Source organism: Streptomyces sp. RP5T (assembly GCF_003933965.1).
In the GTDB taxonomy this organism is placed as follows: Bacteria; Actinomycetota; Actinomycetes; order Streptomycetales; family Streptomycetaceae; genus Streptomyces.
The window spans coordinates 1-26,913 of record NZ_RSAJ01000053.1; the positions used below are offsets into that span (position 1 = coordinate 1).

A 26,913-nucleotide genomic window follows, 5' to 3' on the forward strand; every position below is an offset into this window, starting at 1 on the left:
TGTCCGGACCGCGCAGCTCGTTGGTTTCGGCCCTTGCGGTGGGTGGGCCCGGTGCCGCGTCTGTGCGCCCTCATCTGCGGCTGGTTTTCGTGGCAGGGTGGAACGGGCAAGCCACAGGGGGCCAAACAGAAGAGGGGGAGTCCGTGATCGTCTGGATCAACGGCGCGTTCGGTGCGGGGAAGACCACCACCGCACGGGAACTGATCGAACTGATCCCGAACAGCACGCTCTTCGACCCCGAGGACATCGGCGCGGCGGTCGTGCGTCTGTTGCCGCCCAAGCACCTCGCCGAGGTCGGCGACTTCCAGGACCTGCCGATCTGGCGACGCCTGGTGATCGACACGGCGGCGGCGATGCTCGCCGAGCTCGGCGGGACCCTCGTGGTCCCCATGACCCTGCTGCGCCAGGAGTACCGCGACGAGATCTTCGGCGGCCTCGCCGCCCGCCGGATCGGCGTCCAGCACATCCTCCTCGCTCCGGCGGAAACGATCCTGCGTGACCGAACAGCCGGGCGGGAGAACCCGCCGAGCCTGCCGCCCGGCGAGATGGGACAGGGGCACTGGGCGTACGACCGCATCGAGCCCTACCGGGCCGCCCTCGCCACCTGGCTCACCGCCGACGCCCATGTGATCGACACCAGCGCCCTCACCCCGTACGAGACCGCCGCCCGCATCGCCGAGGACCTCGGCGCCGGGACCGTGCCCGCCTGCGACATCGTGCAGACCCCGGAGCCCACCGCCGAGACCGTGGCCGCCGGGGTCCTCCTCTTCGACGAGCAGGACCGGGTGCTGCTCGTCGACCCCACGTACAAGGCCGGCTGGGAGTTTCCCGGCGGTGTCGTCGAGCCCGGCGAGGCGCCCGCGCAGGCCGGGGTGCGCGAGGTCGCCGAGGAGACCGGCATCCGGCTGGACGACGTACCGCGGCTCCTGGTCGTCGACTGGGAATCGCCCGCGCCTCCCGGATACGGCGGGCTGCGCCTGCTTTTCGACGGCGGCCGGCTCGACTCCACCCGGGCGGGCGCCGTTCTGCTGCCGGGACCCGAACTGCGCGGCTGGTGTTTCGCCAGCGAGGAGGAGGCCGCCGAGCTGCTGCCGCCGGTGCGTTACGAGCGGTTGCGGTGGGCGCTGCGGGCCCGGGAGCGCGGGGCGGCGCTCTACCTGGAGGCCGGGGTTCCGGTCGGCTGAGAGGCGCCATGGGCCCCGTCGGTGTGCACCGCCGACGGGGCCTCGTCATGTTCGGGGATGTTCGAGCAAGGCAAGTGGAGGGCGAGAACCCGCCAAGGGAATCGTCGCGATACCTCCATGCCAGAGCTAACGAGACTTCCCGCCCTCGTCAACTCTTGGCAAGGAGCGCAAACAATCCCCTTTTCGGTCATTTTCCGCCTTGACCGGCCTCTCGGCGTGTTGCGACAGTCCGCTCAGTCTCACGGCGCCGACAACGGCCGGCGGCCGAAGCCTTTCCCCCAGGGAACAGCCCCATGACGAGACCCCGTTCGGCGGCGACGGCCACAAACCCGCGCCGGCCCCAGCACCTACCCAGGACGTCCGCACGATGACGACGCAACAGCAGTCGATGCCCGCCGACGCCGGCACCACGCGAGCCGGTGACCCCTCGCCGGACCCGCGCGGTGACGGCACGGCCATCACCGGGCGCTCACCGGCCCGTATGGCCTGGCGACGCATCAGACGGGACAAGGTCACCATGGCCGCGTTCGTGATCACGGTGCTCTTCATCCTGATCGCGCTGCTGGCCCCGGTCCTGACGGCGATCACCGGCTGGGGGCCGATCACCCCCGACGGCAGCGCGATCGACCCGGACACCGGCAACTTCCCGCGCGGAGCGCTGGGCGGCGTCAGCCTCACCCACCTTCTCGGGGTCGAACCGGGCACGGGCTACGACCTGTTCGGCCGGATCGTCTACGGCCTGCGCACCTCGCTGTTCGTCGGCTTCGCCTCGGCCGTGCTGTCCACCGTCGTCGGAGTCGTGGCCGGACTCGCCGCGGGGTACTCCGGCGGCTGGGTCGACTCCGTGCTGTCGCGGATCATGGATGTGATGCTGGCCTTCCCGCAGCTGCTGTTCATCATCGCGCTGACCCCGGTCATCCAGAACGCGATGCAGACCGACAGCCACGGCGGCACCGACGAGAACCTGCGGCTGCTGGTCCTCGTCCTGAACATCGCGGTGTTCGCCTGGGCCTACACCGCCCGGCTGGTGCGCGGGCAGGTCCTGTCGCTGCGCGAACGGGAGTTCGTGGACGCCGCGCGGATCATGAGCGCCGGGAAGTGGCACATCCTCTTCCGGCAACTGCTGCCGAACCTGTGGGCGCCCGTCCTGATCTCCTTCGCGCTGGCCGTCCCGCAGAACATCACCACCGAGGCGGCCCTGTCCTACCTCGGCGTGGGCGTCATCCCGCCCAACCCGGACTGGGGGGCGCTGCTCTCCGACGCCTCCCAGTTCTTCCTTCAGGACCCCATGTACCTGTTCGTCCCCGGCGTCCTGCTGCTGATGCTCGTCCTGGCGCTGAACCTCCTCGGCGACGGCGTCCGGGACGCCCTGGATCCCCGCGCGGCCCGCAGCTGACGCGGACCCCCTCAACACCGGTGCGAGCGGCTCCACTTGGGCCGCCGTCGCCGAGCCGTACAAGAACGGAGTGTTACCTCATGACGCGCAGAAGGCGCTCGATCGCGCTCGCGGCCACCGCCGTGGCGATCGCCCTGGGGGCCACCGCATGCGGAGGCTCCTCCAGCACCACCGGGAGCGGCTCCCCGGCCAAGGGCGGCACGCTGACCGTCCTGGACCACGCCGACTTCGACCACCTCGACCCGCAGCGCGTCTACACGACCGAGGGTTCGAGCATGGACCAGGAGCTCGTGCGCACCCTGACCGGCTGGGACGAGACCGGCTCCCAGCCCAGGCTCGTCGGCGACCTGGCCACCGACACCGGAACGCCCAGCAAGGGCGACACCGTGTGGACCTTCCACCTGCGCAAGGGCGTCACCTGGCAGGACGGCAAGGCGGTCACCGCGCAGGACGTCAAGTACGGCGTGGAGCGGGCCTTCTCGCCCGACATCAACGGCGGCCCGCCGTACGCCAGTGAGTGGCTGGTGGGCGGCTCCTCCTACAAGGGCCCCTACAGCGGCAAGGAGTTGGCCTCCATCCAGACCCCGGACGCGTCCACGGTCGTCTTCCATCTCGACCAGCCCGTCGCGGACTTCAATCAGACGACAGCCATGCCCGGCTGGTCGGCGGTGCCCAAGGCCCACGACACCGGGTCCACGTACGACACGCACGTCTGGTCCGACGGGCCGTACATGATCAAGTCGTACACCAAGAACAAGGAACTCGTCCTCGTCAGGAACACCGCCTGGAAGCAGTCGACCGACCCGATCCGGCAGCAGAACGTCAACGAGATCGACGTGCGGCTCGGTCAGGACCAGTCGGCCATCGACCAGCAGATCAAGTCCGACGCCGGCAGCGCCCAGACCTCGATCATGCAGTGGCCGATAGCGGGTTCCGACCTGACGACGATCTCCGGCGACCCGTCGCTCAAGTCGCGTCTCTACAACATCCCGGCTCCCGGCATCAACTACCTCGCCGTCAACACCAGCCGGACCAAGGACCTGAGGGTCCGTCAGGCCATCGAGTACGCGATCGACAAGACCACCGTCCGCGGCGCGTTCGGCGGCACGGCCTACGGCGACTACGCGAGCACCATGCTCAGCCCCGGGATCGGCGGCTACAAGAAGTTCAACCTCTACAGCGCCGCTCCCACAGGCGACCTCGCCAAGGCCAAGGCCCTGATGAAGCAGGCCGGTGACCCGAAGCTCACCATGTCACTGGCGGTGGAGAACACCCCCACCCTGGAGCACTTCGGCGACGCCGTGAAGACCTCGCTGGGCAAGATCGGCATCACGGTGAACATCACCCCGATCGACGCGGCGAACTACTTCAGCAACATCGACAACGTGAAGAACCAGTACGACCTCACCTGGGTCGACTGGATCGCGGACTGGCCGAACGCCTCCACCGTGCTGCCCGTGCTGTTCGACGGACGCCAGATCGCGAAGCTGCCGCAGTCCAACCAGGACCAGTCGTACCTGAACGACCCCGCGGTCAACGCGCAGATCGACAAGATCGCCAAGATGACCGACGTCAAGCAGGCCGACGCCGCCTACGGCGCCCTGGACGAGCAGATCATGAAGGACGCCGCCGTGGTCCCGCTGATGTACATGAACTTCAGCGAACTGTCGGGGTCCAAGGTCGGCGGGGTCATCTCCGACCCCATCCTCGCCGAACCCAGCCTGGTCCACGTCTACGTCAAGAGCTGACCGTCCAGAGCTGAACCTCCAGAGCTGACGCACTCCTCCTGAGCCCGCCGGCGGTCCCGGCCGGCGGGCAGCCCCTCTCACGTCAAGGTCCGGCACGACATGCTTCGTTACCTCATCCGGCGCCTGCTGGCAGCGGCCGCGATCCTGCTGGTGATCACCGTGATCACCTTCGTGATCTTCTTCGCGCTGCCCTCCGACCCCGCCCTCCTGGCCTGCGGCAAGACCTGCTCGCCGTCCCGGCTGGCCGAGATCAAGCATGCGCTCGGCCTCGACCAGAGCTTCCTCAAGCAGTTCTGGGAGTTCTTCAAGGGACTCTTCGTCGGCCGGGACTTCGGCGACCAGAGCCTGCGCGTGCACTGCGGCGCGCCCTGCCTCGGCATCTCCTTCCAGACCGACACCCCCGTCCTGACCACCCTGCTGTCCGACTTCCCCGCGGACCTGTCGCTGGGCCTCGGCGCCGCGGTGTTCTTCCTGATCCTGGGCGTCGGCCTCGGCACACTCGCCGCGGTCCGCCGGGGCAGGGCGGCCGACAAGGCGGCGGTGGGACTCGCCCTGCTCGGTGTCTCGGTGCAGATCTACTTCATCGGCCTGCTGCTGCTCTACCTGTTCGTCGACAAGTGGCAGATCCTGCCCGCCTCCGGCTACACCCCGATCACCCAGGACCCGAGCGCCTGGTTCCAGGGGCTGATCCTGCCGTGGGCCACCCTGGTCATCGTCTACCTCGCCCTGTACACCCGGCTCACCCGCTCCTCCATGCTGGAGGTCTTCGCCGAGGACTACATGCGCACCGCCCGCGCCAAGGGCCTGTCCAGCGGCAGGGTCGTCCTCAAGCACGGCCTGCGGGCCGCGATCACCCCGATCATCACCATCTTCGGCATGGACGTCGGCTCCCTGATCGGCGGCTCCGCCGTCATCACCGAGTCGGTGTTCGGCATCAACGGCATCGGCAAGCTCGCGGTCGACTCGGTGCAGAACTCCGACCTGCCGGTCATCCTCGGCACCACGCTCTTCGCGGCCACCTTCGTCGTGCTCGCCAACGTGGTCGTCGACGTCGTCTACGGCCTCGTCGACCCCCGTGTCCGCCTCGCCTGAGCCCCTCAACCGCAGCAAGGAAACCCCGTGTCCCTCCTCACCTCACCGAAACCGGCGGACGCCGTTCCCGCGGCCGCCCCCTTCCTCGACGTACGGGACCTGCGCGTGCACTTCCCGACCGAGGACGGGATCGTCAAGTCCGTCGACGGCGTCTCCTTCACCCTGGAGAAGGGCAGCACCCTCGGCATCGTCGGCGAGTCCGGCTCGGGGAAGTCCGTCACCTCACTGTCCCTGCTCGGACTGCACAAGGGCACGCGTGCCCAGGTCTCGGGCGAGATCCGGCTGGACGGACGGGAGTTGGTCTCCCTGCCCGAGCACGAGATGCGGGCCCTGCGCGGCCGTACGGTCTCCATGATCTTCCAGGACCCGCTGTCCGCCCTGCACCCCTACTTCACCGTCGGCGCCCAGATCGCCGAGGCCTACCGGGTCCACCACAAGGTGTCCAGGAAGGAGGCGCGGGAGCGGGCGGTGGAGATGCTGAAGCGGGTCGGCATCCCGCAGCCCGAACGCCGGGTCAGGGACTACCCGCACCAGTTCTCCGGCGGCATGCGCCAGCGCGCGATGATCGCCATGGCACTGGTCTGCGACCCCGAACTGCTCATCGCCGACGAGCCGACCACCGCCCTGGACGTCACCGTCCAGGCGCAGATCCTCGACCTGATCCGCGATCTCCAGGAGGAGTTCGGCTCCGCGGTCGTCCTCATCACCCACGACCTCGGTGTGGTGGCCGACGTCGCCGACGACATCCTGGTGATGTACGGCGGCCGCCGCATCGAGTACGGAACCGTGCACGACGTCCTCAAGGAGCCCCAGCACCCCTACACCTGGGGCCTGTTGGAGTCGATGCCGCAGATCACCGGGGACGTCGAGCGACGCCTGAACCCGATCGCCGGCTCCCCGCCCAGCCTCATCAACCCGCCCGGCGGCTGCGCCTTCCACCCCCGCTGCACCTATAAGGGGTGGGTGCCCGGGGGGCGTTGTGCGGTCGACCGGCCCGAGCTGGTGTCCGTCCCGGGCACGGGCCGGCACCTCGCCGCCTGTCACCTCACCCCCGAGACCAGGACAGAGATACGCGGTCGTACGGCCGCCGGGGCCGCGAAGTGAGGGCGGCGGACGAACAGGAGCACGCCGTGAGCACCACTCAGCCCGCCGCCGGGGAACCCCTCCTCGAAGTCAGCGGCCTCACCAAGCACTTCCCGATCCGGCACGGCATCGTCTTCCAGCGGCAGATCGGCGCCGTGCACGCCGTCGACGGCATCGACTTCACGGTCGGCGCCGGACAGTCGCTCGGCGTGGTCGGCGAGTCCGGCTGCGGCAAGTCGACGACGGGCCGGCTGGTGACCCGACTCCTCGAACCCACCGCGGGGAAAGTGGTGTTCGACGGCGAGGACATCACCCACACCCCGGAGAACCGGATGAAGGAGGCCCGCCGCAACCTTCAGATGATCTTCCAGGACCCGTATTCCTCGCTGAACCCCCGGCACACGGTCGGCACGATCGTCGAGACGCCGATGCGGCTCAACGACATCAACCCGCCGCAGGGACACAAGAAGCGCGCCCAGGAACTCCTGGAGACGGTCGGGCTCAACCCCGAGCACTACAACCGCTACCCGAACGAGTTCTCCGGCGGTCAGCGCCAGCGCATCGGGATCGCCCGCGCGCTCGCCCTGCGCCCGAAGCTCATCGTGGCCGACGAACCGGTCTCGGCGCTGGACGTCTCGATCCAGGCGCAGATCGTCAATCTCCTCCAGGACCTACAGCGCGAGTTCGGCATCGCGTTCGTCTTCATCGCCCACGACCTCGCCGTCGTACGGCACTTCTGCGAGCGGGTCGCGGTGATGTACCTGGGCAAGATCGTCGAGGTCGCCGACCGGCAGACCCTGTACACCCGCCCCCGGCACCCCTACACCCACGCCCTGCTCTCCGCGGTCCCCGAGGCCGACCCGGACGGCACCCGGCACCGCGAACGCATCCGGCTCGCCGGAGACGTGCCCTCACCGGTCGACCCGCCGTCCGGCTGCCGCTTCCGCACCCGCTGCTGGAAGGCCCAGGAGCGTTGCGCGACCGAGGAGCCCCCGCTGGTGCGCCTGCCGGGCAACACCGGGCACCACTTGACGGCATGTCACTTCCCGGAGGAACCGAGCGTCGAGCCCCGCGACGAGGACATCGTCCTGGACCCGGCCCTGACGACTTCGGAGGACAGCGCGGCTACTTCGGCGTGAGGATAGGGGGTGAGCCTGCTCTCCCGCTCCAGACGCCGGTTGAAGTCACCCACGACGGTTGCCAGCTCGGCGTGACGTGAGATGAGTGCGGCGGCGGCCCCGGGGATGCCCTCGGGGTGTCTGCCGTCGGCGCAGGCGCGGATGAAGTCCTCGCGCTCGTCGCGGTCGAGTCCGTACTGGTCGACGACCAGCCAGTGGACGAGGTAGGAGAGAGCGTAGGCGCGGTCATAGGGACGGTGGCGGTCGAAGAAGTCGCGCTCCTCGGGATCGAGCCGGAAGCGGTCGGAGAGGGACAGGCCGTAGTCGGTCAGGTAGAGCTGGTGACCGTCGGTCAGGATGTTGCCGAAGTGGGCGTCGAAGTGGATGAGTTGTCGCCCCCGGAGGAATCCGGTGAGTGTCTCGAGGCCCTGCTCCACCAGCGCGCAGGCCGAGTCGGCGTCAGCGGTGCGCAGCTGGTCGTGGAGCCAGTCGTGGAGGGTGTGCGGCACGTACTCCAGGAACAGGGTCAGGCTCGCGGTCGCCGTGCGCAGGGCTGCGATGTGCTCCCTGATGCCTGGCGCACCGCCCCAGTAGGCCACGGCGCCTTCCTCGTCGGCGAGTTCCTCGGGCAGGGGGTACGGGGTGTCGGGCAGTACCCGCCAATGGTGCAACAGCGGGAAACCCGGAAAGCGGCCCGAGCGAACCCAGTCGGTCGTCATCTCGTGCACGGTCAGCTCGCGCCAGGCGCCGAAGCCGGGGCTGCCGATCGCCCCGATGCCGTAGTGGCAGAAGGCCGGGGTGTCGAAGAGGTTCGCGGTGGAGCGGACGTTCGCCGGGTGCAACTCGGTGTCCGTGAGAGGCAGGCGCTTCACGAACACCCGCACACCGTCCACCTCCACGAGTGCCGCCCGCCCACCGATGCCGACCCCCAGCGGGGTGCCTGACGCCACCAGATCCGCGAGCTCCCGGTCGCTCAGGCGGGCGAGGGACGTCGTCGTGTGGGTGCGGAGGCGGAGGTGGGAATCCATGGGGATGATGGGGTCTCCGTGGCCGACTCAGGTCGTGTTGCGCACGAGGTGGGGGCGGGGCGGTGACGTCCGGCGGGCAGTCGTAGGAAGGCCCCCGTCCGAGGGCGAGGGCCTTCCGGTGACGGTTGAGTCGGCTCAGCCCGCTGCGTAGTTGCGCAGGAACAGGGCCTCCGCCACCGACAGGCGCTCCAGTTCCTGCGGGGAGACGCTCTCGTTCACGGCGTGGATCTGGGCCTCCGGCTCGCTCAGGCCGATGAGGAGGATCTCGGCGTGCGGGTAGAGCGACGCGAGGGTGTTGCACAGGGGGATGGAGCCACCCTGGCCCGCGTACTGCATCTCCTGGCCCGGGTAGGCCACAGCCATCGCGTCGGCCATCGCCGCGTACGCCGGGCTGGTGGTGTCCGCGCTGAACGGCTGGCCCTGGCCGACCTGCTCGATGCTCACCCGCGCGCCCCACGGCGTGTGCCGCTCCAGGTGGGCCTGGAGCAGCCGGGTCGCCTCGTCGGTGTCGATGCCCGGGGGCACCCGCAGGTTGACCAGCGCGCGGGCGCTCGCCTGCACCGATGGGGTGGCGCCGACGACCGGCGGGCAGTCGATGCCGAGGACGGTGACCGCCGGGCGGGCCCAGATGCGGTCGGCGACCGTGCCGTCACCGATCAGCTCGACGCCCTCCAGGACCTTCGCGTCGGCCCGGAACTGCTCCTCGTCGTACTGGAGGCCGTCCCAGGACGCGTCCGGCGTGAGCCCGTCGACCGTCGTGGTGCCGTCCTTGCCGCGCAGCGAGTCCAGGACGCGGATCAGCGCCGCCAGCGCGTCGGGGGCGGCGCCGCCGAACTGGCCCGAGTGCAGGTTGCCCGCGAGCGTGTCGATCCGGACGCGCATCAGGGTCATGCCGCGCAGGGTGCTGGTGACTGTCGGCAGGCCGACGCGGAAGTTGCCCGCGTCGCCGATGACGACGGTGTCGGCCTCCAGGAGCGCGGGATGCGCCTCGGCGTACCGCTCCAGGCCGCCGGTGCCCTGTTCCTCCGAGCCCTCGGCGATGAACTTCACGTGGACCGGTACCCCGCCGTTCGCCTTCAGGGCCCGCAGCGCGAGCAGGTGCATGATCACGCCGCCCTTGCAGTCGGCGGCCCCGCGCCCGTACCAGCGTCCGTCCCGCTCGGTGAGCTCGAAGGGCGGGCTCGTCCAGCCGGCCTCGTCCAGCGGCGGCTGCACGTCGTAGTGGGCGTACAGCAGGACGGTCTTCGCACCCTCCGGGCCCGGCAGGTAGCCGTAGACCGACTGGGTGCCGTCCGGGGTGTCGAGCAGGGCCACGTCCTGGAACCCCTCGGCGGTGAGCGCGTCCGCGACCCAGCCGGCGGCGGCCTCGCTCTCGCTCCTCGGGAACTGGTCGAAGTCCGCCACCGACCTGAACGCCACCAGTTCGGTGAGCTCCGCCCGCGCCCTCGGCATCAGCGAGGCGACGGTCTCGGCGACCGGATTCGACGACATGGGCACGCTCCTTGTGGGTGCGACGTTGTACCTGTGAGTGCCGTAGATCCTCCCACAGTGGTCTGTGGGCGGGCCCGCCGTAGGATGCGGGAGACAGGTGCGGCAACGGCTTGATCGGGAGCAGCAGACCATCGTGAGCAGCGAGAACTCTTCGGCGGACGGCACTTCGGCCAACGACGCCTCGGCGGACGGCGTGCGGGACGACGCGCAGCGGGTGTGGGACGTCGTCGTCGTGGGGGCGGGCCCCGCGGGCGCCTCGGCCGCCTACGCGGCGGCGGTGGCGGGGCGCCGCGTGCTGTTGCTGGAGAAGGCCGAGCTGCCCCGGTACAAGACCTGCGGCGGCGGCATCATCGGTCCCTCGCGGGACGCGCTGCCGCCCGGCTTCGAGCTGCCCTTCCGGGACCGGGTCCACGCGGTCACCTTCTCGAACAACGGCCGCTTCACGCGGACCCGGCGTTCCAAGCAGATGCTGTTCGGGCTGATCAACCGGCCCGAGTTCGACCAGCAGCTGGTCGAGCACGCCCAGAAGGCCGGCGCCGAGCTGCGGACCGGCGTCACCGTGCAGCGCGTCGAGCAGCACGGCTCGGCGGTGCCCGACCGGCGTACGGTCGCCGTGGTCCTCCAGGGCGGCGAGACCGTGCTCGCGCGGGCGGTCGTCGGGGCCGACGGCAGTGCCAGCCGGATAGGCGCGCATGTCGGGGTGAAGCTCGACCAGGTGGACCTCGGTCTGGAGGCGGAGATCCCGGTGCCGGAGACCGTCGCCGAGGACTGGAAGGGACGGGTGCTCATCGACTGGGGCCCGATGCCCGGCAGTTACGGCTGGGTCTTCCCGAAGGGCGACACCCTGACGGTCGGGGTGATCTCGGCGCGCGGTGAAGGCGCCGCCACCAAGCGGTACTTGGAGGACTTCATCGGGCGGCTCGGCCTCGCGGGGTTCGAACCGAGCATCTCCTCGGGGCACTTGACCCGCTGCCGCGCCGACGACTCGCCGCTCTCGCGCGGGCGGGTGCTGGTCTGCGGTGACGCGGCGGGGCTCCTGGAGCCGTGGACCCGCGAGGGCATCTCCTTCGCGCTGCGCTCCGGGCGGCTCGCGGGGGAGTGGGCGGTGCGGATCGCGGAGGCCCACGACGCGGTGGACACCCGGCGTCAGGCGCTGAACTACGCGTTCGCCGTCAAGGCGGGCCTCGGCGTCGAGATGAGCGTCGGCAAGCGGATGCTGACCGCGTTCGAGCGCCGGCCCGGCCTGTTCCACGCGGCGCTGACGGGTTTCCGGCCCGCGTGGAACGCGTTCAGGGACATCACCCAGGGCGCGACCTCACTGGGCGAGCTCGTGCGCGGGCGGCCGATGGCCCAGCGGGCGCTGGCCGCGCTGGATCCGCGTCCGGCCGAGCGCGCCGCGGAGGGCGAGGCCACGTCCTGACGCGTCCCTTCCGCGCGAGTCACTTCTCGACGGTGATCCGGAAGACCGGGTGGTCCGGGGCGGCCGCGATGATCTCCTCGTCGGAGGACTTGGCGGTCACGCCCTGGAAGTACTGGTTGACCTCCCAGCCCCACTTCTCCAGGTAGGTCCGCAGGATCGGGAGCTTGTCCGCGTCGGCGAGCTCCACCGCGGTGAACCGGCGCACCTTGCGGCCGACCCGCAGCTCCCCGCCGCCCGCGGCGCGCATGTTGCGCACCCACTGGGAGTGGCCGCGCGCCGAGACCAGGTACTGCCCCTGTTCGTACGTGTGCGGGTTGACCGGGATCCGCTGCATCTGCCCGCTCTTGCGGCCGCGCACCGACATCTCCGCCGTCCCCGCGAGGCTGAAGCCGTGCCGGGCGAGCCAGCCGATGACGCTGTTGAGCCGGACGTTGAGCGGGCTGCCCTTGAGGTAGTAAGGCGACGACATGGTGACCCCCATCGGTTGAGAGAGCGATGCTCTCGCTTTCGGTGGCATCAGTCTGCATCGTTCCGCGCCCCAAAGCAAGAGCAGTGCTCTCCGATGTGTGCACTGCTCTCTTCCTGTGCCAGACTGATCCGTATGAGCACCGCACAGGGCGCCCGGGCCCGCGCCCGGATCGAAGTCACCGCCGCCATCAAGGACGAGGCGCGCCGGCAGCTCGCGGCGGAGGGCGCGGCGAAACTCTCGCTGCGGGCCGTGGCGCGTGAGCTGGGGATGGTCTCCTCGGCGCTGTACCGCTACTTCCCGAGCCGTGACGACCTGCTCACCGCGCTGATCATCGACGCCTACGACTCCCTCGGTGAGAGCGCGGAACAGGCGCACGACGCGGTCGCGGAGGCGGCCCCGCCGGAGCGCTGGCTCGCGGTGTGCGAGGCGGTCCGCCGCTGGGCGCTCGGCCATCCGCACGAGTACGCCCTGATCTACGGCTCTCCCGTCCCGGGATACGTCGCCCCGCAGACCACCGTCCCGCCCGCAGCCCGCGTCGGCCTCCTCCTGATCGGCATCGTCCGCGACGCCCATGACGGCCCCGGAGGTCTGGAGGAACTGCCCCCGGTGCCCGAGGACCTGCACGCCGAGGCCGAGCGCATCGCCGCCGACCTCGCCCCGGACCTGCCGTCCCAGGTCACCGCGGCCCTGGTGGTGGCCTGGGCCCAGCTCTTCGGCCTGGTCGGCTTCGAGCTCTTCGGCCAGTTCAACCGGGTGGTGGAGGCCCGGGAGCCGTTCTTCCGGCACGCGGTGCGGCAGCTGGGGCGGGGTGTGGGACTCCGGTAGGGGACGTCCGGCGCGGCCGTGCCCGCACCTGGGGCCCGCCGTACTTCGCCGGGAGTACGCGTGATCGCCACGCTCGGGGGACGTCCCGCCCCGTCCGGGCCGTCTAGCGTGGCTGTCATGGACGGTGAGCAGGGCGTGCGCGGGGGAGACTCGCCGCGGTGGCGGCGGCACGGCCCGCCGTGGTGGCGGAGCGCCGGCGACGCCGGGCGCGGCGCCCGGTGGCCGTGGCCGTCCACCTTGCTGGTCACCCTTTTCGTGCTCGGCGGTTCGAACTACGCGGCCCACCAGCAGATCGGCGAGCGGGCCGCGCTCGATCCGTTCGCGCGGGCGCTGCTGGTGGTCGCCTCCGGGGTGCTGCTGTGGCGGCATCGGCGGCCCGTGCTCGTCGTCTTCGCCACGACGGCCGCCGCGATGCTGTATCTCGGTGCCGGGTATCCCTACGGGCCGGTGTTCCTGACCGTCGCCCTGGCCTGCTTCGGTGCCGTGGTGGCCGGACACCGCAAGGCCGCCTGGACCGCGCTCGGGATGCTGTGGGCGGGCCACGTTTTGGTGGCCCACTGGCTCTACCAGTGGCTGCCGCCGTCCGGGGACTCCGCCGCCGGCTGGGGACAGGAGGGCGTGATCGCCGCCTGGGTCGTGGCCATCGTCGCCGTCTCGGAACTGGCCCGGACCCGGCGGGAACAGTGGGCCCGGGAACGGGCCGAGCGTGCCCGGGCCGCGCGGCGCCGCGCCGACGAGGAGCGGCTGCGGATCGCCCGCGAACTGCACGACGTCCTCGCGCACAGCATCTCCGTGATCAACGTCCAGGCCGGCGTCGGCCTCGCCCTCCTCGACGCCGACCCCGAGCAGGCCCGCGCCGCGCTCACCACCATCAAGGCCGCCAGCAAGGAGGCACTCGGCGAGGTGCGCCAGGTGCTCGACACCCTGCGCACCCCCGGTGACGCCCCGCGCGCCCCCGCCCCGGGCCTCGACCGGCTGCCCGAGCTGGTGTCCCAGGCGGCAGGCGCGGGCCTCACCGTCGAGGTGGAGGGCGCGGCACCGGATCTCCCGCCCGGCGCGGACCTTGCCGCCTTCCGGATCGTCCAGGAGGCGCTCACCAATGTCGTACGGCACTCGGGATCGCGGCAGGCGCGCGTACGGCTCGATCACGACGGCGGCGCGCTACGGCTCCGTATCGACGACGACGGACCCGCGACCGGCGCCGACGCGGGCGGCAGCGGCAACGGTCTGGCCGGAATGCGGGAGCGGGCCGCCGCGCTCGGTGGCACGATCGAGGCGGGCCCGCGTCCCGGGGGAGGGTTCCGGGTGCTCGCCGTACTGCCGCTCGGGGTGAAGGCCAAGGAGGACGACCGGTGATCCGCGTACTGCTCGCCGACGACCAGTCACTCGTGCGGGCCGGTTTCCGCGCCCTGCTCGACGCGCAGCCGGACATCGAGGTGGCGGGGGAGGCCGCGGACGGCGAGGAGGCGCTGCGCGAGGTGCGCGCGCTGCGCCCTCACATCGTCCTGATGGACATCCGCATGCCGTTGCTCGACGGTCTCGCCGCGACCCGGCGCATCACCGAGGATCCCGCCCTGAAGGACGTGAAGGTGGTCATGCTCACCACCTTCGAGCTCGACGAGTACGTCTTCGAGGCGATCCGCTCCGGTGCCTCCGGCTTTCTGGTCAAGGACACCGAGCCGGCGGAACTCCTGCGTGCCGTAAGGGCCGTGGTCGACGGCGACGCGCTCCTGTCACCCGGGGTGACCCGCCGTCTCATCGCCGAGTTCGCGGCCCGCTCGAAGGAACCGGCGGCCGAGGACGCGCTCGCCGGACTCACCGAACGGGAACGGGAGGTGATGGCCCTGGTCGGCATCGGCCTGTCCAACGAGGAGATCGCCCGGCGCCTGGTCGTCAGCCCGCTCACCGCCAAGACCCACGTCAGCCGCACGATGGTCAAGCTCGGCGCCCGCGACCGCGCCCAACTGGTGGTGCTGGCCTACGAGTCGGGGCTGGTGCGGCCCGGCTGGCTGGGCTGAGGGCGCTGCGGCCGGAAGCGCACCAGCACGACGACCACCCGGACGGCGAAGACCACGCAGGCGATCGTGAGCCCGGCCCGCAGCAGCAACTTCTCGACCGTGCCCGGCAGTTCGAACAGCAGCGCCGGTCCCGCCACCGCCCCGAACAGCACCGCGGCGGCGAACAGCGCACTGCACAGCGCGTATCCGATCTCGACGGTGATGGCGTCCCGCTCCGCCTGGCTCCGGCGTCCCCCGTACGTCTCCATGCTACGAGTCTCACAGCCGTGTGCCCGGCGGAGCAAGCAGCTCCCGCCGGGCACACGGTGCCGGAGGCGTCCTCCTAGTCGCGTACGGCGACGCGCTCCGCCTCCCGTACGGGGGACTTGGCGACCACGACGGACGGCTGCGTCCGACGCGCGGTGCGTGCTCCCGCGAGGGTGATCAGCAGTCCGGCCGCGGCGATCGCGGTGACCACGATCAGCCCGGGGCGGTAGCTGTCGAGGACGGCCTGTGGGGTGGCGTTCTCGGGGGCGCCCGCGGTCACCACGGCGGTCACGACGGCCAGGAAGATCGCGCCGCCGACCTGGACGGAGGTGTTGAGCAGCCCGGAGACCATGCCCTGCTCGTGGTCCTCGACGCCGTTGGTGGCCTGGATGTTGAGCGAGGGGAAGACCAGGGCGCAGGCGGCGCCGATGAGCAGCATGGACGGCAGGATCGCGGTCGCGTACCCGGGGTGGAGGTCGACCCCCAGGAACAGCGCGTACCCGACGACCATCAGCGCGAAGCCCGCCGGGATCAGCCGGTGGGTCCCGAACCGGTCCACGATCGAGCCGACCTTCGTCGAGGACACCGCCACCAGTGCGCCCGCGGGCAGGAAGGCGAGCGCGGTGTGCAGCGCCGACCAGCCGAGCAGCGACTGCATGTAGAGGGTCACGAGGAACTGGAAGCCGACGTACGAGCCGAAGAAGGCCATGGCGCCCAGTTGGGCACGGATCTGGGTGCCGGAGCGCAGCACTCCGAGCCGGATCAGCGGGCCCGGCGAACGCCGCTCGACCAGGACGAACACGCTCAGCAGGACGGCCACGGCGAGGAAGGACAGCAGGGTGCGGGCCGAGGCCCACCCGGACTCGGGAGCCTGGACGACGGTGAAGACGAGCAGCAGCATCGAGGCGGTGCCGAGGACGGCGCCGGGGACGTCGTAACCGTTGTGGTCCTTCTCGCGGGTGCTGCGCGGCAGCAGCCTCAGGCCCGCGACCAGGGCGGCCAGCGCGATGGGCGCGGGCAGCAGCATGGTCAGGCGCCAACTGGCCTCGGTGAGCAGGCCGGACAGCACCAGGCCCATGGAGAAGCCGGTGGCGGCGCAGGTGGTGTAGATGGAGAGCGCGCGGTTGCGCAGCGGGCCCTCCGGGAACGTCGTGGTGATGATGGACAGGCCGGCGGGCGCGGTGAACGCGGCGCTGAGGCCCTTGATGAAACGGCTGGCGATCAGCAGCGGACCGGAGTCGACGAGCCCGCCGAGGAGCGAGGCGACCGCGAAGACGCCGAGGGCCACCAGGAAGACCTGGCGCCGGCCCAGCAGGTCGGCGGCCCGGCCGCCCAGGAGCAGGAGACCGCCGTAGCCGAGGATGTAGCCGCTGACGATCCATTGCAGCGTCGAGGTGGAAAGGCCCAGGTCGGCGCCGATGGACGGGAGCGCGACGCCGACCATCGACACGTCGAGGGCGTCCAGGAACATCGCGGCGCACAGCACCAGCAGGGTGCCCCAGAGCCTGGGTGTCCAGCGGACCGCTGAGGACGGGTCCGCGGAGGTGGTGAGCGGAGAGGTCATGCGGAAGACACTACATGCGCATGCATCGAATGCAAACGCATTTAATTCCGGTGCAATAATTTGTCTTCTCTGCTACGGTGCCGCGCATGGTGGCGACGAAGCCCGAGCAGGCACTGGCGGAGCAGTGGCGGGACATCCTGGCGCTGCACGCGCGCACCCAGTGCGAACTGGACCGCGCGCTTCAGCGACACGGTCTGTGCGGCAGCGACTTCGAGGTGCTGGACGTCCTGGCCGACGGCGGCTGCGCCTACCGCGTGCAGGAGATCTCCGAGCGGGTCCATCTGAGCCAGAGCGCGCTGTCGCGGCTGATCGCCCGGCTGGAGAAGGACGGCCTCCTGGAACGCGGCCTGTGCGCGGAGGACCGGCGGGGTGTACGGGTGTCGCTCACGGCCAAGGGACGCGCGTTGCACCGTGACGCCCTTCCGGTGCAACGCGCGTTCCTGACAAGGATGTTGGAGCCCTCCTCCTAGCCCACGGCGGACTTCTCCCGCCACAGCTCCGCGACCGACGCGTCCCCCGTCACGTGCGGGAGCGGCAGCCGGTTCCACAGCGCCGGATACAGCCGCGCGGCCGGCCCGGACACCTCGCAGTCGGCGTCCCCCGCCTCGCCGAGTTCGGTCGCGGGCGGCTGCCCGGTCAGTCGTACGGTCCACACCGCGCCGTCCGCGTCGCTCGCCCGCACCCGCAGCACCCGGGGCTCGGCGCTGCGGACCCGGCTCTTGTCGCGGGCGTGGAAGCCGCGCAGCAGCTCGTCGATGCCGTCGGCCGCGAAGTCCCGCCCGATCTCGGTGGGGGTGCCGCCGCGTGCCGCCTCCGCGTCGAGGCGGTGCACGGTCGTCTCGTGGGCCTGCCGCCGGGCCCAGAAGGCGAGCGGTGAGGGTGCGGGGAGGAAGTGCCAGCACCGTACGTCGGGCGCGGCGGAGTCCAGCGTGTCGACCAGGAGACGGTGGCCGGCGCGGAACCAGGCCACCAACTCCTGCCCGTCGAGGTCGGGTTCGTCGCCGAAGGGGCGGAAGTCCGTCAGCTCCTCGGCCACGAAAGCCCGCGCCCAGCGATGCACCGCGCCCGTGTGCCGCAGCAGGTCCCGCACCTGCCAGTCCGGGCAGGTCGGGACCTTGGCGTCGGTGCCCGCCTGTTCGGCGGCCGACGCGAGCAACTGGCCCTCGCGGTCCAGGATTCGGATGAACTCGGCTGTCTCCATGAAAGGAGTGTGCCTGAGGACCCCGTCACCGGCCCCGCCGGTCCACGCCCGGTCACCGGCCCCGCCCGGCTACCAGTCGCGGGCGGCCCGCAGCAGATGGTCGCGGACCAGCGCCACGTGCGGATTGCCGGAGGTCCCCGGGCGCTGCACCAGGAAGCCCGTGTTGATGGGCGGGTCCTCGGGGTCGAGGAGCTGGACCAGGGCCCCCGACGCCAGCTCCTCGGCGCACAGGTAGCGGGGGAGCACGGTGAACCCGGTTCCCCCGACCACTGCGGCCTTGACCCCGTTCAGGTCCGGCATGGTGAGGGCGGGCTGCCGCACCAGCCGTCGGCCGAAGACGTGCCGCCAGTAGCGGCGCACGATGGGCAGGTCCTCGGCGTAGGCGACGAGCGGGACGCCGTGCAGGGCGGCCGCGAGGTGTTCCGGCGCGCCGAGCCGCCGCTCCCAGGCGGGGGAGGTGACCAGCACGAACTCCTCGTCGGTGAGCGGCACGGCCGCCAGCGTGCGCCCGCGCGGCCGGAACGTGGCGATCACCAGGTCGTGACGGCCCGCGCGCAGGTCGTCCAGGAGCGGTTCGGTCAGACCCGGCGTGACGCGCAGCCGTACGCCCTGCTCCACCAGGGGTGCCAGACCGGGCAGGACGCACCGGGACAGCAGCTCGGCAGGGCCGGCGAGATGCACCGGATCGGCCGTGCCGTCCTCCGTGCTCCCGGCGGGCCCCGCCACCGCGGCGAGCGAGTCCAGGGGCTGCACGATCCGGGCGGCGAGCTCGTCCGCGTACGGCACCGGGGTCACCCCCCGCGCCCGGCGCTCGAACAGCTCGCGGCCCGACTGCCGTTCCAGGGTGCGGATCTGGGTGGTGACCGTCGGCTGGGACAGGCCCAGCAGGCGGGCGGCGGCGGTGAAGGAGCCGGTGCGGTACACCGTCAGGAAGGTCCGCAGCAGGTTCAGGTCCAGCGGGGTGCCCGCGGTGTGCCCCGCGTCCTCGGAGCCATTGGTGAGCCTATCCCTCATATGCGCGAGCCTATTGGATTTCTATGGCAGGGCGGAGCTACGGTTTCACCATGTCGAAGATCCTCTTTGTGATGACCGGTGCCGACCACTGGACCCTTGCCGACGGCACCCGGCACCCGACCGGCTTCTGGGCCGAGGAGGCCGTCGCCCCGTACGAGGCTTTCAAGGCCGCGGGACACGAGATCGTCGTGGCCACCCCGGGCGGTGTCGTGCCGACCGTGGACCAGGGCAGCCTCGCGCCCGAGGTCAACGGCGGGAAGGAGAACGCCGACCGCATCGCCGGGGTGCTCGCCTCGGCCCCCGAACTCAAGGCCCCGGTACGGCTGGACGAGGTCGACCTCGACGACTACGCGGCCGTCTTCTACCCCGGCGGCCATGGACCGATGGAGGACCTCGCGGTCGACGCGGACTCGGGCCGGCTGCTCACCCGTGCCCTGGAGGGCGGCAAGCCCCTCGGTGTCGTCTGCCACGCGCCGGCCGCGATGCTCGCCGCCACCGGGGCGGACGGCTCCAACGTCTTCGCCGGGCGCCGGGTGGCCGCCTTCACCAACGCCGAGGAGACCCAGGCCGGCCTCGCGGACAAGGCCAAGTGGCTGCTCCAGGACCGGCTCACCGAGGCCGGTGTCCAGGTCGAGCCGGCCGAGCCGTGGGCTCCGCACGTGATCGTCGACGGCAACCTGGTGACCGGCCAGAACCCGGCCTCCTCCGCGCCGCTCGCCGCCGAACTGCTGAAGAAGCTGGGCTGAGCGGGGCCCGGCGTGCGGGAGGGGCGGCGGGGCTGAGCCTCCGAGAGGCGTGTCCGAGCCTCTGAGACTCCTCAAGTCGCTTGGCGGACACGGCACATGACCGTCACGATGATGCGCATGCCGGGAATCGCGGGACTGAACAAGAAACACAACTTCGTGCTCCTCGTACGGGACGCGGACGTCGTCGCGGCGACGCTGCGCCAGGCGCTGGCCGAGGCCCCGCCCGAGGAACGCCCCGGGCTGGAACGGGCCGTGGCGCTCGTCGAGTCGAACGCCGCCGCCACCGAGGCCGAACTGCGTGCCCGCTGGGTCCGCTCCCGGCTGGCCGCTGTCGGCTTCACGGGCGACATCGGCTCGGTCGCGGCCGTACGGGCCCTGCGCAAGGCGGAGCCGAAGCTGAGCCTGCTGGCGGCCGTGGAGTTGCAGAAGGACGCGGTGGCTCATCCGGAGTGATGCACCCGGATCGCCCGGGGGCCCGGTCCGGATGAGCCCGCTCGCGGGTCCGTGGAGGTCTCCGGACGTGGTCAGCCCGCCGCCGCGCGCCGGGTCACCGCCGCGATGACCGCGGCGGTACCGGCGAGCACCGCGACGCTGGTGAGGGCCACGGGCAGCGAGAACCAGTCCGCCATGAAGCCGATGGCGGGCGGGCCGAGGAGCATGCCGCCGTAGCCGAGGGTGGAGGCGATGGCGACCCCGTCGGGCCCGGCCAGCCTGCCCGCGCGCTCGACGGCCACGGGGAAGAGGTTGGCCAGACCGAGCCCTGTGATCATGAATCCGAGCAGTGCCGCCCAGACGGCGGGAGCCAGTGCTCCGAGCAGCATGCCGAGCGCGGCGGTGGTGCCGCCGCCCACGAGCGTGCGGGTCTGCCCGAGGCGTTCGAGCAGTTTGGTACCGGTCAGTCGGCCGATCGTCATGGCGAGCGCGAAACACGAGTAACCGACCGCCGCGACGCCCGGTGTGGCGTCCAGGTCGTGCTCCAGATGCAGGGCGCTCCAGTCGGCCAGCGCCCCCTCGCCGTAGGCCGTGCACAGGGCGATCAGGCCGAAGGTGACGACGAGGCCGCGAGTGCGGGTGCGGGTGGGGGTGCCGGGCGGCCGGGGTGCGGCTTTGGGGTGCGGTGTGTCCCGCACGGGTGCCGGGGGCTGGATGCGCAGCAGGGTCCGGCCCGCGGCAGCGGTGACCAGCAGACCGATCAGAGTGAGGCCGAGCAGGTGCCGGGTGGGGGACAGGCTCCCGGCGACCAGCCCGCCGAGCCCGGCGCCGAGCATGCCGCCCAGGCTGAAAGCCGCGTGGAAACTGGGCATGATGGGCCGCCGCAGTGCGCCCACCAGATCGACCGCGGCACTGTTGAACGCGACGTTGATGCTGCCGTACGCGGCGCCGAAGACCAGCAGCACGGCACCGAGCGCCGCCGCGGAGTGGGTGAGCGGCGGCAGGGCGACGCTGAGGGAGAGCAGGACGGCGCAGACCACGGTGACCCGGTGGGTGCCGTAACGACGGCACAGCCGCCCCGTGAGCATCATCGTGATCACCGCCCCGGCCGAGACGCCGAGCAGGGCGAGACCGAGGGCGCTGGCGGAGGCGCCGGTCTGCTCCTTGATCGCGGGGATGCGGACGACCCACCCGGCGAAGACGAAGCCGTCGAGGGCGAAGAAGACGGTGAGGGCGATACGGAGTCGGGTGAGGGAGTTCTCCGGCAGGGCGATGCGTGTTCGCATTTTGTTTATCAGCGGCACAAAAGCAGCGTAGGCGTGTGCTCGATTGTCGGCAAGGGTGTTCGAGTGAGCGGAGTGGAGGCCCTTCTGCGGACGTCATCGGATCTGCACGCGTTCTGTACGCGTCTGCATGCCAACTTCACCTGGTTACTCGCGAGTTGTGCGCTGCGGCGTTGGATGCTTGACGGCACGGGGCCGTCAGGCAACTGACTCGGAAAGGGGCGCTCCAAGTGGTTCTCGGCACACGTGAGGGCATGGCGGGAGCGGGTGTGGGGGCGCGTGCGGGAGTGGCCGGCGCGGTCGAGGTCGAGCGGCTCGGCGGGCTGTGGCGGGTGACCAGGCCCTGGCATCCGGGATTACGGCCGTACTTACGCAGCTACGTCGGTTACTGGGAGGCGGTGGCCACACCGTACGAGGCCCGGCTGGTGCCGACCGGGTACGCCACCTTGTTGATCAGCCTCGCCGAGCCCTTCTCGCAGGTGCGGCGGCTGGGCGTGCGGGACGGGGGCAGCGGGCGCATCGGGTCGCTGGTCGTGGGGCTGGAGGACCGCCCCGCCATCTGTACGCATCCCGGCGGCCAGGAGGCGATCCGCGTCCAGTTCACACCCCTCGGCGCCTACCGGCTCTTCGGTCTGCCGATGGGTGAGTTGACGAACCTGGCCGTCGAGGTACGGGACGTTCTGGGGCCCGGGGCCGACGTGCTCGTGGAGCGGATGGCAGCCACGCCCGACTGGGCCGCCAGGTTCGACCTGCTGGACACGGCGCTGCTCGCCCGACTCGAGTACGGTCCGCGGCCCACGCCGGAGGTGGAACAGGCCTGGCAACTGCTCGCGGGGAGCGCGGGCGTGATCCCGATCGCCCGTATCGCCGCCGAAGTGGGCTGGAGCCAAGGGTACTTGATCCGCCGGTTCACCCAGCAGATCGGGCTCACCCCCAAGGCGTCCGCCCGGGTGCTGCGCTTCCGTCACGCCGTGACACTGCTGGGCCGTGGGGCGGGGAGTCTGACCGAGATCGCCACGGCCTGCGGCTTCTACGACCAGGCGCACCTCAACCGCGAGTTCCGTGCCATCGCCGGGACCACGCCCGGGCAGATGGTGGCCTCGCGCCGGGTGGAGGGGGCGGTGTCCCTCTCGGGGAGTGCAAATTCGTCCAAGACCGCGAGGACCGCGGGCCGATAGTGTCCCGCGGGTGCACCCGACGGCCGGTCGGATGGCGCGGGGGACCGTCCGACCGGCTCGACCGCGGGGCTGGGCTCGCGGGGAGTCCGGGACGGGCGGAGGGTCCTGCGATCCGCCCGCAGCTGTCTCCCTATGTAGACAGTGTCTTTCATCAGAGACAATGGCGGGAGAGGATGACCCTTCATACCGAAGGGAAGTCCGCGTGGGGCCCGATTCCGTACTCCTGCTGGCCGTCGCCGGCATCGCCTCCGGCCTGGCCGGTTCCATCGCGGGTCTGGCCTCGCTGTTCAGCTATCCGGCGCTGCTGGCCGCGGGTCTGCCGCCGGTGGCCGCCAACGTGACCAACACCGTGGCCCTGTTCGCCAACACCGCTGGAACCGCGGCCGGTTCACGGGAGGAACTGCGCGGACAGCGCGGCCGTCTCCTGCACCTCTCGATCCTCGCGGCCGCGGGCGGTTGTGTCGGCGCGGCACTGCTCCTCGGGACCCCGGCTTCGGCGTTCAGCCGGGTCGTGCCCTGGCTGATCGCTCTGGGCTCGGTGCTGATCCTGGTACGCGAACCGCTGCGCCGACTGGCCGAGAGGCACACGATGTTGACCGACGGCGGTCCCCGGGTGAACACGCCGCTGGCGGGCGCGGTCCTTCTGGTGGGCCTGTACGGCGGCTACTTCGGCGCGGCGGCAGGCGTCCTGATGCTGGCGGTGCTGTCCCTGTCCGGGAGCGAACCCCTGCGGGTCACCAACGCGGTCAAGAACATCGCCACCGGCGCCGCGAACGTGACCGCCGCCGTCGCCTACGCGTTCCTGGCCCCGGTCGACTGGGCGGCGGCGGCCGCACTGGGGCTCGGCTGTCTGCTGGGCAGCCGGGTCGGACCCGTCGTCGTACGGCGACTGCCCGAGAGGCCGTTGCGGATCACGATCGCGCTGGCCGGACTGGCCCTGGCTGTCTCCCTCTGGCGGCAGGGCAGTTGAAGACCCGGGGAGCCGGGTGTCGGAGCGGGCGTCCTACGGCAACCAGCACGGGGGCGAGTGCATCCCGCACCCGGGCCCGCGGAGCTGCACGGCTCGCTCCGACCGGACGATCACCAGTACCGGCACCGGAATCCCCTGCTCGGGGGCGGCGGGCGGTCCGAGTGCGGGGGTGATGGCGCGGTCTCCGAATGAGCAGGGCCCGGATCCCGACGCTGTAGAGGGATCCGGTCGCGGCGGTGCGGACCCAGCCGTACTCCACGAGGGTCTGGAGGAGGGCGTACATGCTGCTCCGGGGCACCCCCAGTGCCCCGGAGAGTTCACGCAGCCGCGCGGGCCGCTCTCCCCGGCCGGCGAGCGGTTCGAGCACCGTGACGGTCCGGACCGCCGACTTGACCTCGGGTGCGCCTGGCCGATGCGACGTGGGCCGATCGTAAGGCGATTCGCGCGGACCCATTGACCGTCAGTGATCCACCCATCTAACCTCCGTCCTCATATGTAGACGATGTTTCTGTATGAGGATTGTGTTCAGCAGGATGACTCTCTAGGGAGTGGTCCGGTGAACTCGCCTCGTCGCCCTGCCAGTTCAAGGGAGAACTGACACATGCCGCTCGTCGTGGTCGGGATCAGCGTTCTCGTCCTGCTCTTTCTGATGACAAAGCTGAAACTCAACGGCTTCGCCGCCCTCCTCCTGGTCGCCGTGGGAGTCGCCCTCGTGAGAGGGATCGGCCTCCAGGACATTCCGGACGTCCTGTCCGAGGGGATCGGGGACCAGATCGGTGACACGATGCTCACCATCGGGCTCGGCGCCATGGTCGGCCGGGTGATGGGGGACTCGGGTGCCGCCCAGCGGATCGCCGGCAGACTCCTCGACGTGTGCGGCCCGCGCTGGGTGCAGGTCGCCATGGTGCTGTCCGCGATGCTCATCGGCGTCACGATGTTCTACGAGGTCGCCTTCGTCATCATCGTGCCGGTCGCCTTCACCCTCGTCCGCGTCACCCGGGCCAACCTGCTGTGGGTCGGACTGCCGATGTCGATCGCCCTGTCCACCATGCACAGCTTCCTGCCGCCCCACCCGGGCCCCACGGCCGTCGCGGCCACCTTCCACGCCTCGGTCGGACTCACCCTGTTCTACGGCCTGTTCATCGCCGTCCCGGTCGGCGCGTTCATCGCGCTGCTGTGGCCGCGCCTGCCGTTCATCCGCCGGATGAACCCCGACATCCCCAAGGGCCTGGTCAGCGAACGGGTCTTCGAGGACGACGAGATGCCCGGCATGGGCTGGTCGCTGGCGGTGGCCCTGCTGCCCGTAGTGCTGATCGCCGGTGCCGCGGTGACCGACCTGGCCACCTCCGGGGACAGCGCCGGACTGCACTTCGTCGCGTTCATCGGCTCCGCGCCCATCGCCCTGCTGCTCACCCTGCTCGTCGCGGTGTGGGTGTTCGGACCCCGGATGGGGCGCAGCCTCGCGGAGGTCAGCACCTCGTGCAGGGAGGCCGCGCAGGCGATGGCGATGATCCTGCTGGTCATCGGAGCCGGCGGCGCCTTCAAGAACGTCCTCGTCGAGGGCGGGATATCCGACTACATCAAGGACGCGACCGGTGGCTGGTCCATCTCCCCGATCATCCTGGCCTGGCTGATCGCGGCCATTCTCCGCATCGCCCTCGGCTCGGCGACCGTCGCCGTCGTCACCGCCTCCGGGGTGGCGCTGCCGCTGCTCGCGGGCGGCGGGGTGCACGCCGAGGTCATGGTGCTCGCCGTCTCCTGCGGGTCGATCGCCTTCTCGCACGTCAACGACCCGGGATTCTGGATGTTCAAGGAGTACTTCAACCTGTCCGTCATCGAGGCGATCAAGGCACGCACCACCTACACCACGGTCCTCGCGATCCTGGGTCTCGGCGGTGTACTGGTCCTGGAACAGGTGCTGGACGCCCTCAAGGTCTGACCCCTCCCCCCGACCCATCGGAAGGACACCGCCCCGCAATGAGCCAACCCGTCGTCACGAAGTTCTCCGTCCACCCGGTGGCCGGCCGGGACTCCATGCTCCTCAACCTCTCCGGCGCCCACGCCCCCTTCTTCACCCGGAACGTCGTCGTCCTGGAGGACTCCGAGGGACGCACCGGCCTCGGCGAGGTGCCGGGCGGCGACACCATCACGCGGACCCTGCGCGACGCCGAGAGCCTGGTCGTCGGTGCCCGCGTGGGCGACTACAAACGCGTCCTGCGCACGATCCACGACGCCTTCGCCGACCGCGACTCGGGCGGCCGCGGCGCCCAGACCTTCGATCTCCGTACGACCGTGCACGCGGTCACCGCCGTCGAGTCGGCGCTCCTGGACCTGCTCGGCCAGCATCTCGACGTCCCGGTGGCCGCCCTGCTCGGCGACGGCCAACAGCGCGCTGCCGTAAGGGTCCTGGGCTATCTCTTCTACGTCGGCGACCCGGACCGCACCGATCTCGACTACGTCCGTGAGCCGGGCGCGGACGTGGAGTGGTACCGCCTGCGGCGCGAGGAGGCGCTGACCCCCGAGGCGATCGTCCGCCAGGCCGAGGCCACCTACGACCATTACGGCTTCCGCGACTTCAAGCTCAAGGGGGGAGTCCTGCCGGGCGGCGAGGAGGTGAAGGCCGTACGGGCGCTCAAGGAGCGGTTCCCGACGGCCCGCGTCACCCTCGATCCGAACGGGGCCTGGTCCCTGCGGGAGGCGGTCGAGCTGTGCCGTCCGCTCGTCGGCACGCTCGCCTACGCCGAGGATCCCTGCGGCGCGGAAGGCGGTTACTCCGGGCGGGAGATCCTCGCCGAGTTCCGCCGGGCCACCGGACTGCCCACCGCGACCAACATGATCGCCACGGACTGGCGGCAGCTGACCCACGCCCTCGCCCTGCAGTCGGTGTCCATCCCGCTCGCCGACCCGCACTTCTGGACCATGCAGGGCTCGGTCCGGGTCGCCCAGCTGTGCCATGAGATGGGCCTGACCTGGGGCTGCCACTCCAACAACCACTTCGACATCTCCCTGGCGATGATGACGCACTGCGGTGCCGCCGCCCCGGGGGAGTACAACGCCCTCGACACGCACTGGATCTGGCAGGAGGGCATGGAGCGGCTCACCGTCGAACCGCCGCGCATCACCGGCGGCGAGGTCGCCGTACCGGACGCGCCCGGCCTCGGGGTCCGGCTGGACCGCGACCGCCTGCGGGCCGCCGAGGAACTCCACCGGGAGGTGGCTTCCGCGGGCCGCGACGATGCCGCGGGGATGCGGTACCTGATCGAGGACTGGACCTTCGACGCCAAGCGTCCTTGTCTGGTCCGCTGAGGGACTCGTTGACATGGCCAAGACACCTCATTAACATCCGGGAAGCTTCGGAAAGCGCTTTCCAGTTCATGCCTCGACTTTCCCCCCACGGGATCCACCCC

General features: G+C 71.0%; 25 protein-coding genes and 1 pseudogene. 17 read left to right on the forward strand and 9 right to left on the reverse strand.

What is annotated here, in order from left to right; translation table 11 throughout:
* Positions 1–143: 143 nt before the first annotated feature.
* The 6 genes from EHS43_RS08575 (at position 144) to EHS43_RS08600 (ending at position 7,642) form a co-directional block, all read left to right on the forward strand.
* Positions 144–1,184, forward strand: coding sequence for an NUDIX domain-containing protein (locus EHS43_RS08575; RefSeq protein ID WP_125189931.1), 1,041 nt, complete (start codon positions 144–146; stop codon positions 1,182–1,184).
* Between the two features lie 367 nt (positions 1,185–1,551).
* Positions 1,552–2,580 carry an ABC transporter permease gene (locus tag EHS43_RS08580; protein ID WP_125189932.1) on the forward strand — a complete coding sequence of 343 codons (1,029 nt, stop codon included), beginning with the start codon at positions 1,552–1,554 and terminating at the stop codon, positions 2,578–2,580.
* A gap of 80 nt (positions 2,581–2,660) precedes the next feature.
* Positions 2,661–4,328, forward strand: coding sequence for an ABC transporter substrate-binding protein (locus EHS43_RS08585; RefSeq protein ID WP_125189933.1), 1,668 nt, complete (start codon positions 2,661–2,663; stop codon positions 4,326–4,328).
* 99 nt (positions 4,329–4,427) lie between these two features.
* Positions 4,428–5,420, forward strand: coding sequence for an ABC transporter permease (locus EHS43_RS08590; protein WP_125189934.1), 993 nt, complete (start codon positions 4,428–4,430; stop codon positions 5,418–5,420).
* Positions 5,421–5,447: 27 nt separating this feature from the next.
* Entirely contained in the window at positions 5,448–6,524 is a 1,077-nt protein-coding gene (locus tag EHS43_RS08595; protein ID WP_125189935.1) for an ABC transporter ATP-binding protein, read from the forward strand.
* A complete protein-coding gene (locus EHS43_RS08600; RefSeq protein WP_125189936.1) occupies positions 6,521–7,642 on the forward strand; it encodes an ABC transporter ATP-binding protein in 1,122 nt (373 codons plus the stop codon). Before EHS43_RS08595 ends, EHS43_RS08600 begins: the two co-directional genes overlap by 4 nt.
* Here the strand turns inward: EHS43_RS08600 and EHS43_RS08605 are convergent.
* Positions 7,543–8,649 (reverse strand): protein kinase family protein, encoded by a 1,107-nt coding sequence (locus EHS43_RS08605; RefSeq protein WP_125189937.1) that lies wholly within the window; start codon positions 8,647–8,649, stop codon positions 7,543–7,545. The two genes, EHS43_RS08600 and EHS43_RS08605, sit on opposite strands and share 100 nt — an antisense overlap.
* A gap of 135 nt (positions 8,650–8,784) precedes the next feature.
* Positions 8,785–10,140 (reverse strand): dipeptidase, encoded by a 1,356-nt coding sequence (locus EHS43_RS08610; protein ID WP_125189938.1) that lies wholly within the window; start codon positions 10,138–10,140, stop codon positions 8,785–8,787.
* Between the two features lie 193 nt (positions 10,141–10,333).
* Here EHS43_RS08610 and EHS43_RS08615 point away from each other — a divergent pair, with 193 nt between their 5' ends.
* The gene (locus EHS43_RS08615; protein WP_125189954.1) at positions 10,334–11,560 is read left to right on the forward strand and encodes a geranylgeranyl reductase family protein; all 1,227 of its coding nucleotides are present in this window, start codon (positions 10,334–10,336) and stop codon (positions 11,558–11,560) included.
* A gap of 19 nt (positions 11,561–11,579) precedes the next feature.
* On the opposite strand, the gene EHS43_RS08620 is transcribed toward EHS43_RS08615, so the two are convergent.
* Positions 11,580–12,029 carry a nitroreductase family deazaflavin-dependent oxidoreductase gene (locus EHS43_RS08620; RefSeq protein ID WP_125189939.1) on the reverse strand — a complete coding sequence of 150 codons (450 nt, stop codon included), beginning with the start codon at positions 12,027–12,029 and terminating at the stop codon, positions 11,580–11,582.
* Positions 12,030–12,161: 132 nt separating this feature from the next.
* Between EHS43_RS08620 and EHS43_RS08625 the strand changes: the two genes are divergently transcribed.
* The 3 genes from EHS43_RS08625 (at position 12,162) to EHS43_RS08635 (ending at position 14,872) form a co-directional block, all read left to right on the forward strand.
* A complete protein-coding gene (locus EHS43_RS08625) occupies positions 12,162–12,854 on the forward strand; it encodes a TetR/AcrR family transcriptional regulator (RefSeq protein ID WP_125189940.1) in 693 nt (230 codons plus the stop codon).
* A gap of 117 nt (positions 12,855–12,971) precedes the next feature.
* A complete protein-coding gene (locus tag EHS43_RS08630) occupies positions 12,972–14,210 on the forward strand; it encodes a sensor histidine kinase (protein ID WP_125189941.1) in 1,239 nt (412 codons plus the stop codon).
* On the forward strand, positions 14,207–14,872 hold the full coding sequence (locus EHS43_RS08635; protein WP_125189942.1) for a response regulator transcription factor: 666 nt from the start codon (positions 14,207–14,209) through the stop codon (positions 14,870–14,872). Before EHS43_RS08630 ends, EHS43_RS08635 begins: the two co-directional genes overlap by 4 nt.
* Here EHS43_RS08635 and EHS43_RS08640 read toward each other — a convergent pair.
* Together EHS43_RS08640 and EHS43_RS08645 are read right to left on the reverse strand one after the other, a co-directional pair.
* Positions 14,833–15,120, reverse strand: coding sequence for a DUF6332 family protein (locus tag EHS43_RS08640; protein WP_125189943.1), 288 nt, complete (start codon positions 15,118–15,120; stop codon positions 14,833–14,835). The two genes, EHS43_RS08635 and EHS43_RS08640, sit on opposite strands and share 40 nt — an antisense overlap.
* 74 nt (positions 15,121–15,194) lie before the next feature.
* Positions 15,195–16,682, reverse strand: coding sequence for an MFS transporter (locus EHS43_RS08645; protein WP_125189944.1), 1,488 nt, complete (start codon positions 16,680–16,682; stop codon positions 15,195–15,197).
* 86 nt (positions 16,683–16,768) lie between these two features.
* Here EHS43_RS08645 and EHS43_RS08650 point away from each other — a divergent pair, with 86 nt between their 5' ends.
* Entirely contained in the window at positions 16,769–17,152 is a 384-nt protein-coding gene (locus EHS43_RS08650; RefSeq protein ID WP_125189945.1) for a MarR family winged helix-turn-helix transcriptional regulator, read from the forward strand.
* Here the strand turns inward: EHS43_RS08650 and EHS43_RS08655 are convergent.
* Both EHS43_RS08655 and EHS43_RS08660 read right to left on the reverse strand, forming a co-directional pair.
* Positions 17,149–17,883, reverse strand: a complete 735-nt coding sequence (locus EHS43_RS08655; protein ID WP_125189946.1) for a maleylpyruvate isomerase family mycothiol-dependent enzyme — start codon at positions 17,881–17,883, stop codon at positions 17,149–17,151. The two genes, EHS43_RS08650 and EHS43_RS08655, sit on opposite strands and share 4 nt — an antisense overlap.
* 69 nt (positions 17,884–17,952) lie before the next feature.
* The gene (locus EHS43_RS08660; protein ID WP_125189947.1) at positions 17,953–18,897 is read right to left on the reverse strand and encodes a LysR family transcriptional regulator; all 945 of its coding nucleotides are present in this window, start codon (positions 18,895–18,897) and stop codon (positions 17,953–17,955) included.
* A gap of 50 nt (positions 18,898–18,947) precedes the next feature.
* Between EHS43_RS08660 and EHS43_RS08665 the strand changes: the two genes are divergently transcribed.
* Positions 18,948–19,643, forward strand: coding sequence for a type 1 glutamine amidotransferase domain-containing protein (locus tag EHS43_RS08665; RefSeq protein WP_125189948.1), 696 nt, complete (start codon positions 18,948–18,950; stop codon positions 19,641–19,643).
* Positions 19,644–19,739: 96 nt separating this feature from the next.
* Complete coding sequence (locus EHS43_RS08670) at positions 19,740–20,096, forward strand: hypothetical protein (RefSeq protein WP_125189949.1); 357 nt, start codon at positions 19,740–19,742, stop codon at positions 20,094–20,096.
* A 71-nt stretch (positions 20,097–20,167) separates the two neighbouring features.
* On the opposite strand, the gene EHS43_RS08675 is transcribed toward EHS43_RS08670, so the two are convergent.
* Positions 20,168–21,361 (reverse strand): MFS transporter, encoded by a 1,194-nt coding sequence (locus EHS43_RS08675; protein WP_125189950.1) that lies wholly within the window; start codon positions 21,359–21,361, stop codon positions 20,168–20,170.
* Positions 21,362–21,612: 251 nt separating this feature from the next.
* On the opposite strand from EHS43_RS08675, the gene EHS43_RS08680 reads away from it, so the two are divergent.
* Positions 21,613–22,536 (forward strand): AraC family transcriptional regulator, encoded by a 924-nt coding sequence (locus tag EHS43_RS08680; protein WP_125189955.1) that lies wholly within the window; start codon positions 21,613–21,615, stop codon positions 22,534–22,536.
* A gap of 202 nt (positions 22,537–22,738) precedes the next feature.
* Positions 22,739–23,506: a sulfite exporter TauE/SafE family protein gene (locus tag EHS43_RS08685; protein ID WP_260470444.1), complete on the forward strand. Its 768-nt coding sequence runs from the start codon at positions 22,739–22,741 to the stop codon at positions 23,504–23,506.
* A 190-nt stretch (positions 23,507–23,696) separates the two neighbouring features.
* On the opposite strand, the pseudogene EHS43_RS08690 reads toward EHS43_RS08685, so the two are convergent.
* A pseudogene (locus EHS43_RS08690) lies at positions 23,697–23,960 on the reverse strand (helix-turn-helix domain-containing protein); the annotation flags it as partial.
* Between the two features lie 147 nt (positions 23,961–24,107).
* Here EHS43_RS08690 and EHS43_RS08695 point away from each other — a divergent pair.
* Together EHS43_RS08695 and EHS43_RS08700 are read left to right on the forward strand one after the other, a co-directional pair.
* Positions 24,108–25,445: a gluconate:H+ symporter gene (locus EHS43_RS08695; RefSeq protein WP_125189952.1), complete on the forward strand. Its 1,338-nt coding sequence runs from the start codon at positions 24,108–24,110 to the stop codon at positions 25,443–25,445.
* A gap of 38 nt (positions 25,446–25,483) precedes the next feature.
* A complete protein-coding gene (locus EHS43_RS08700; protein WP_125189953.1) occupies positions 25,484–26,812 on the forward strand; it encodes an enolase C-terminal domain-like protein in 1,329 nt (442 codons plus the stop codon).
* Positions 26,813–26,913: the final 101 nt, after the last annotated feature.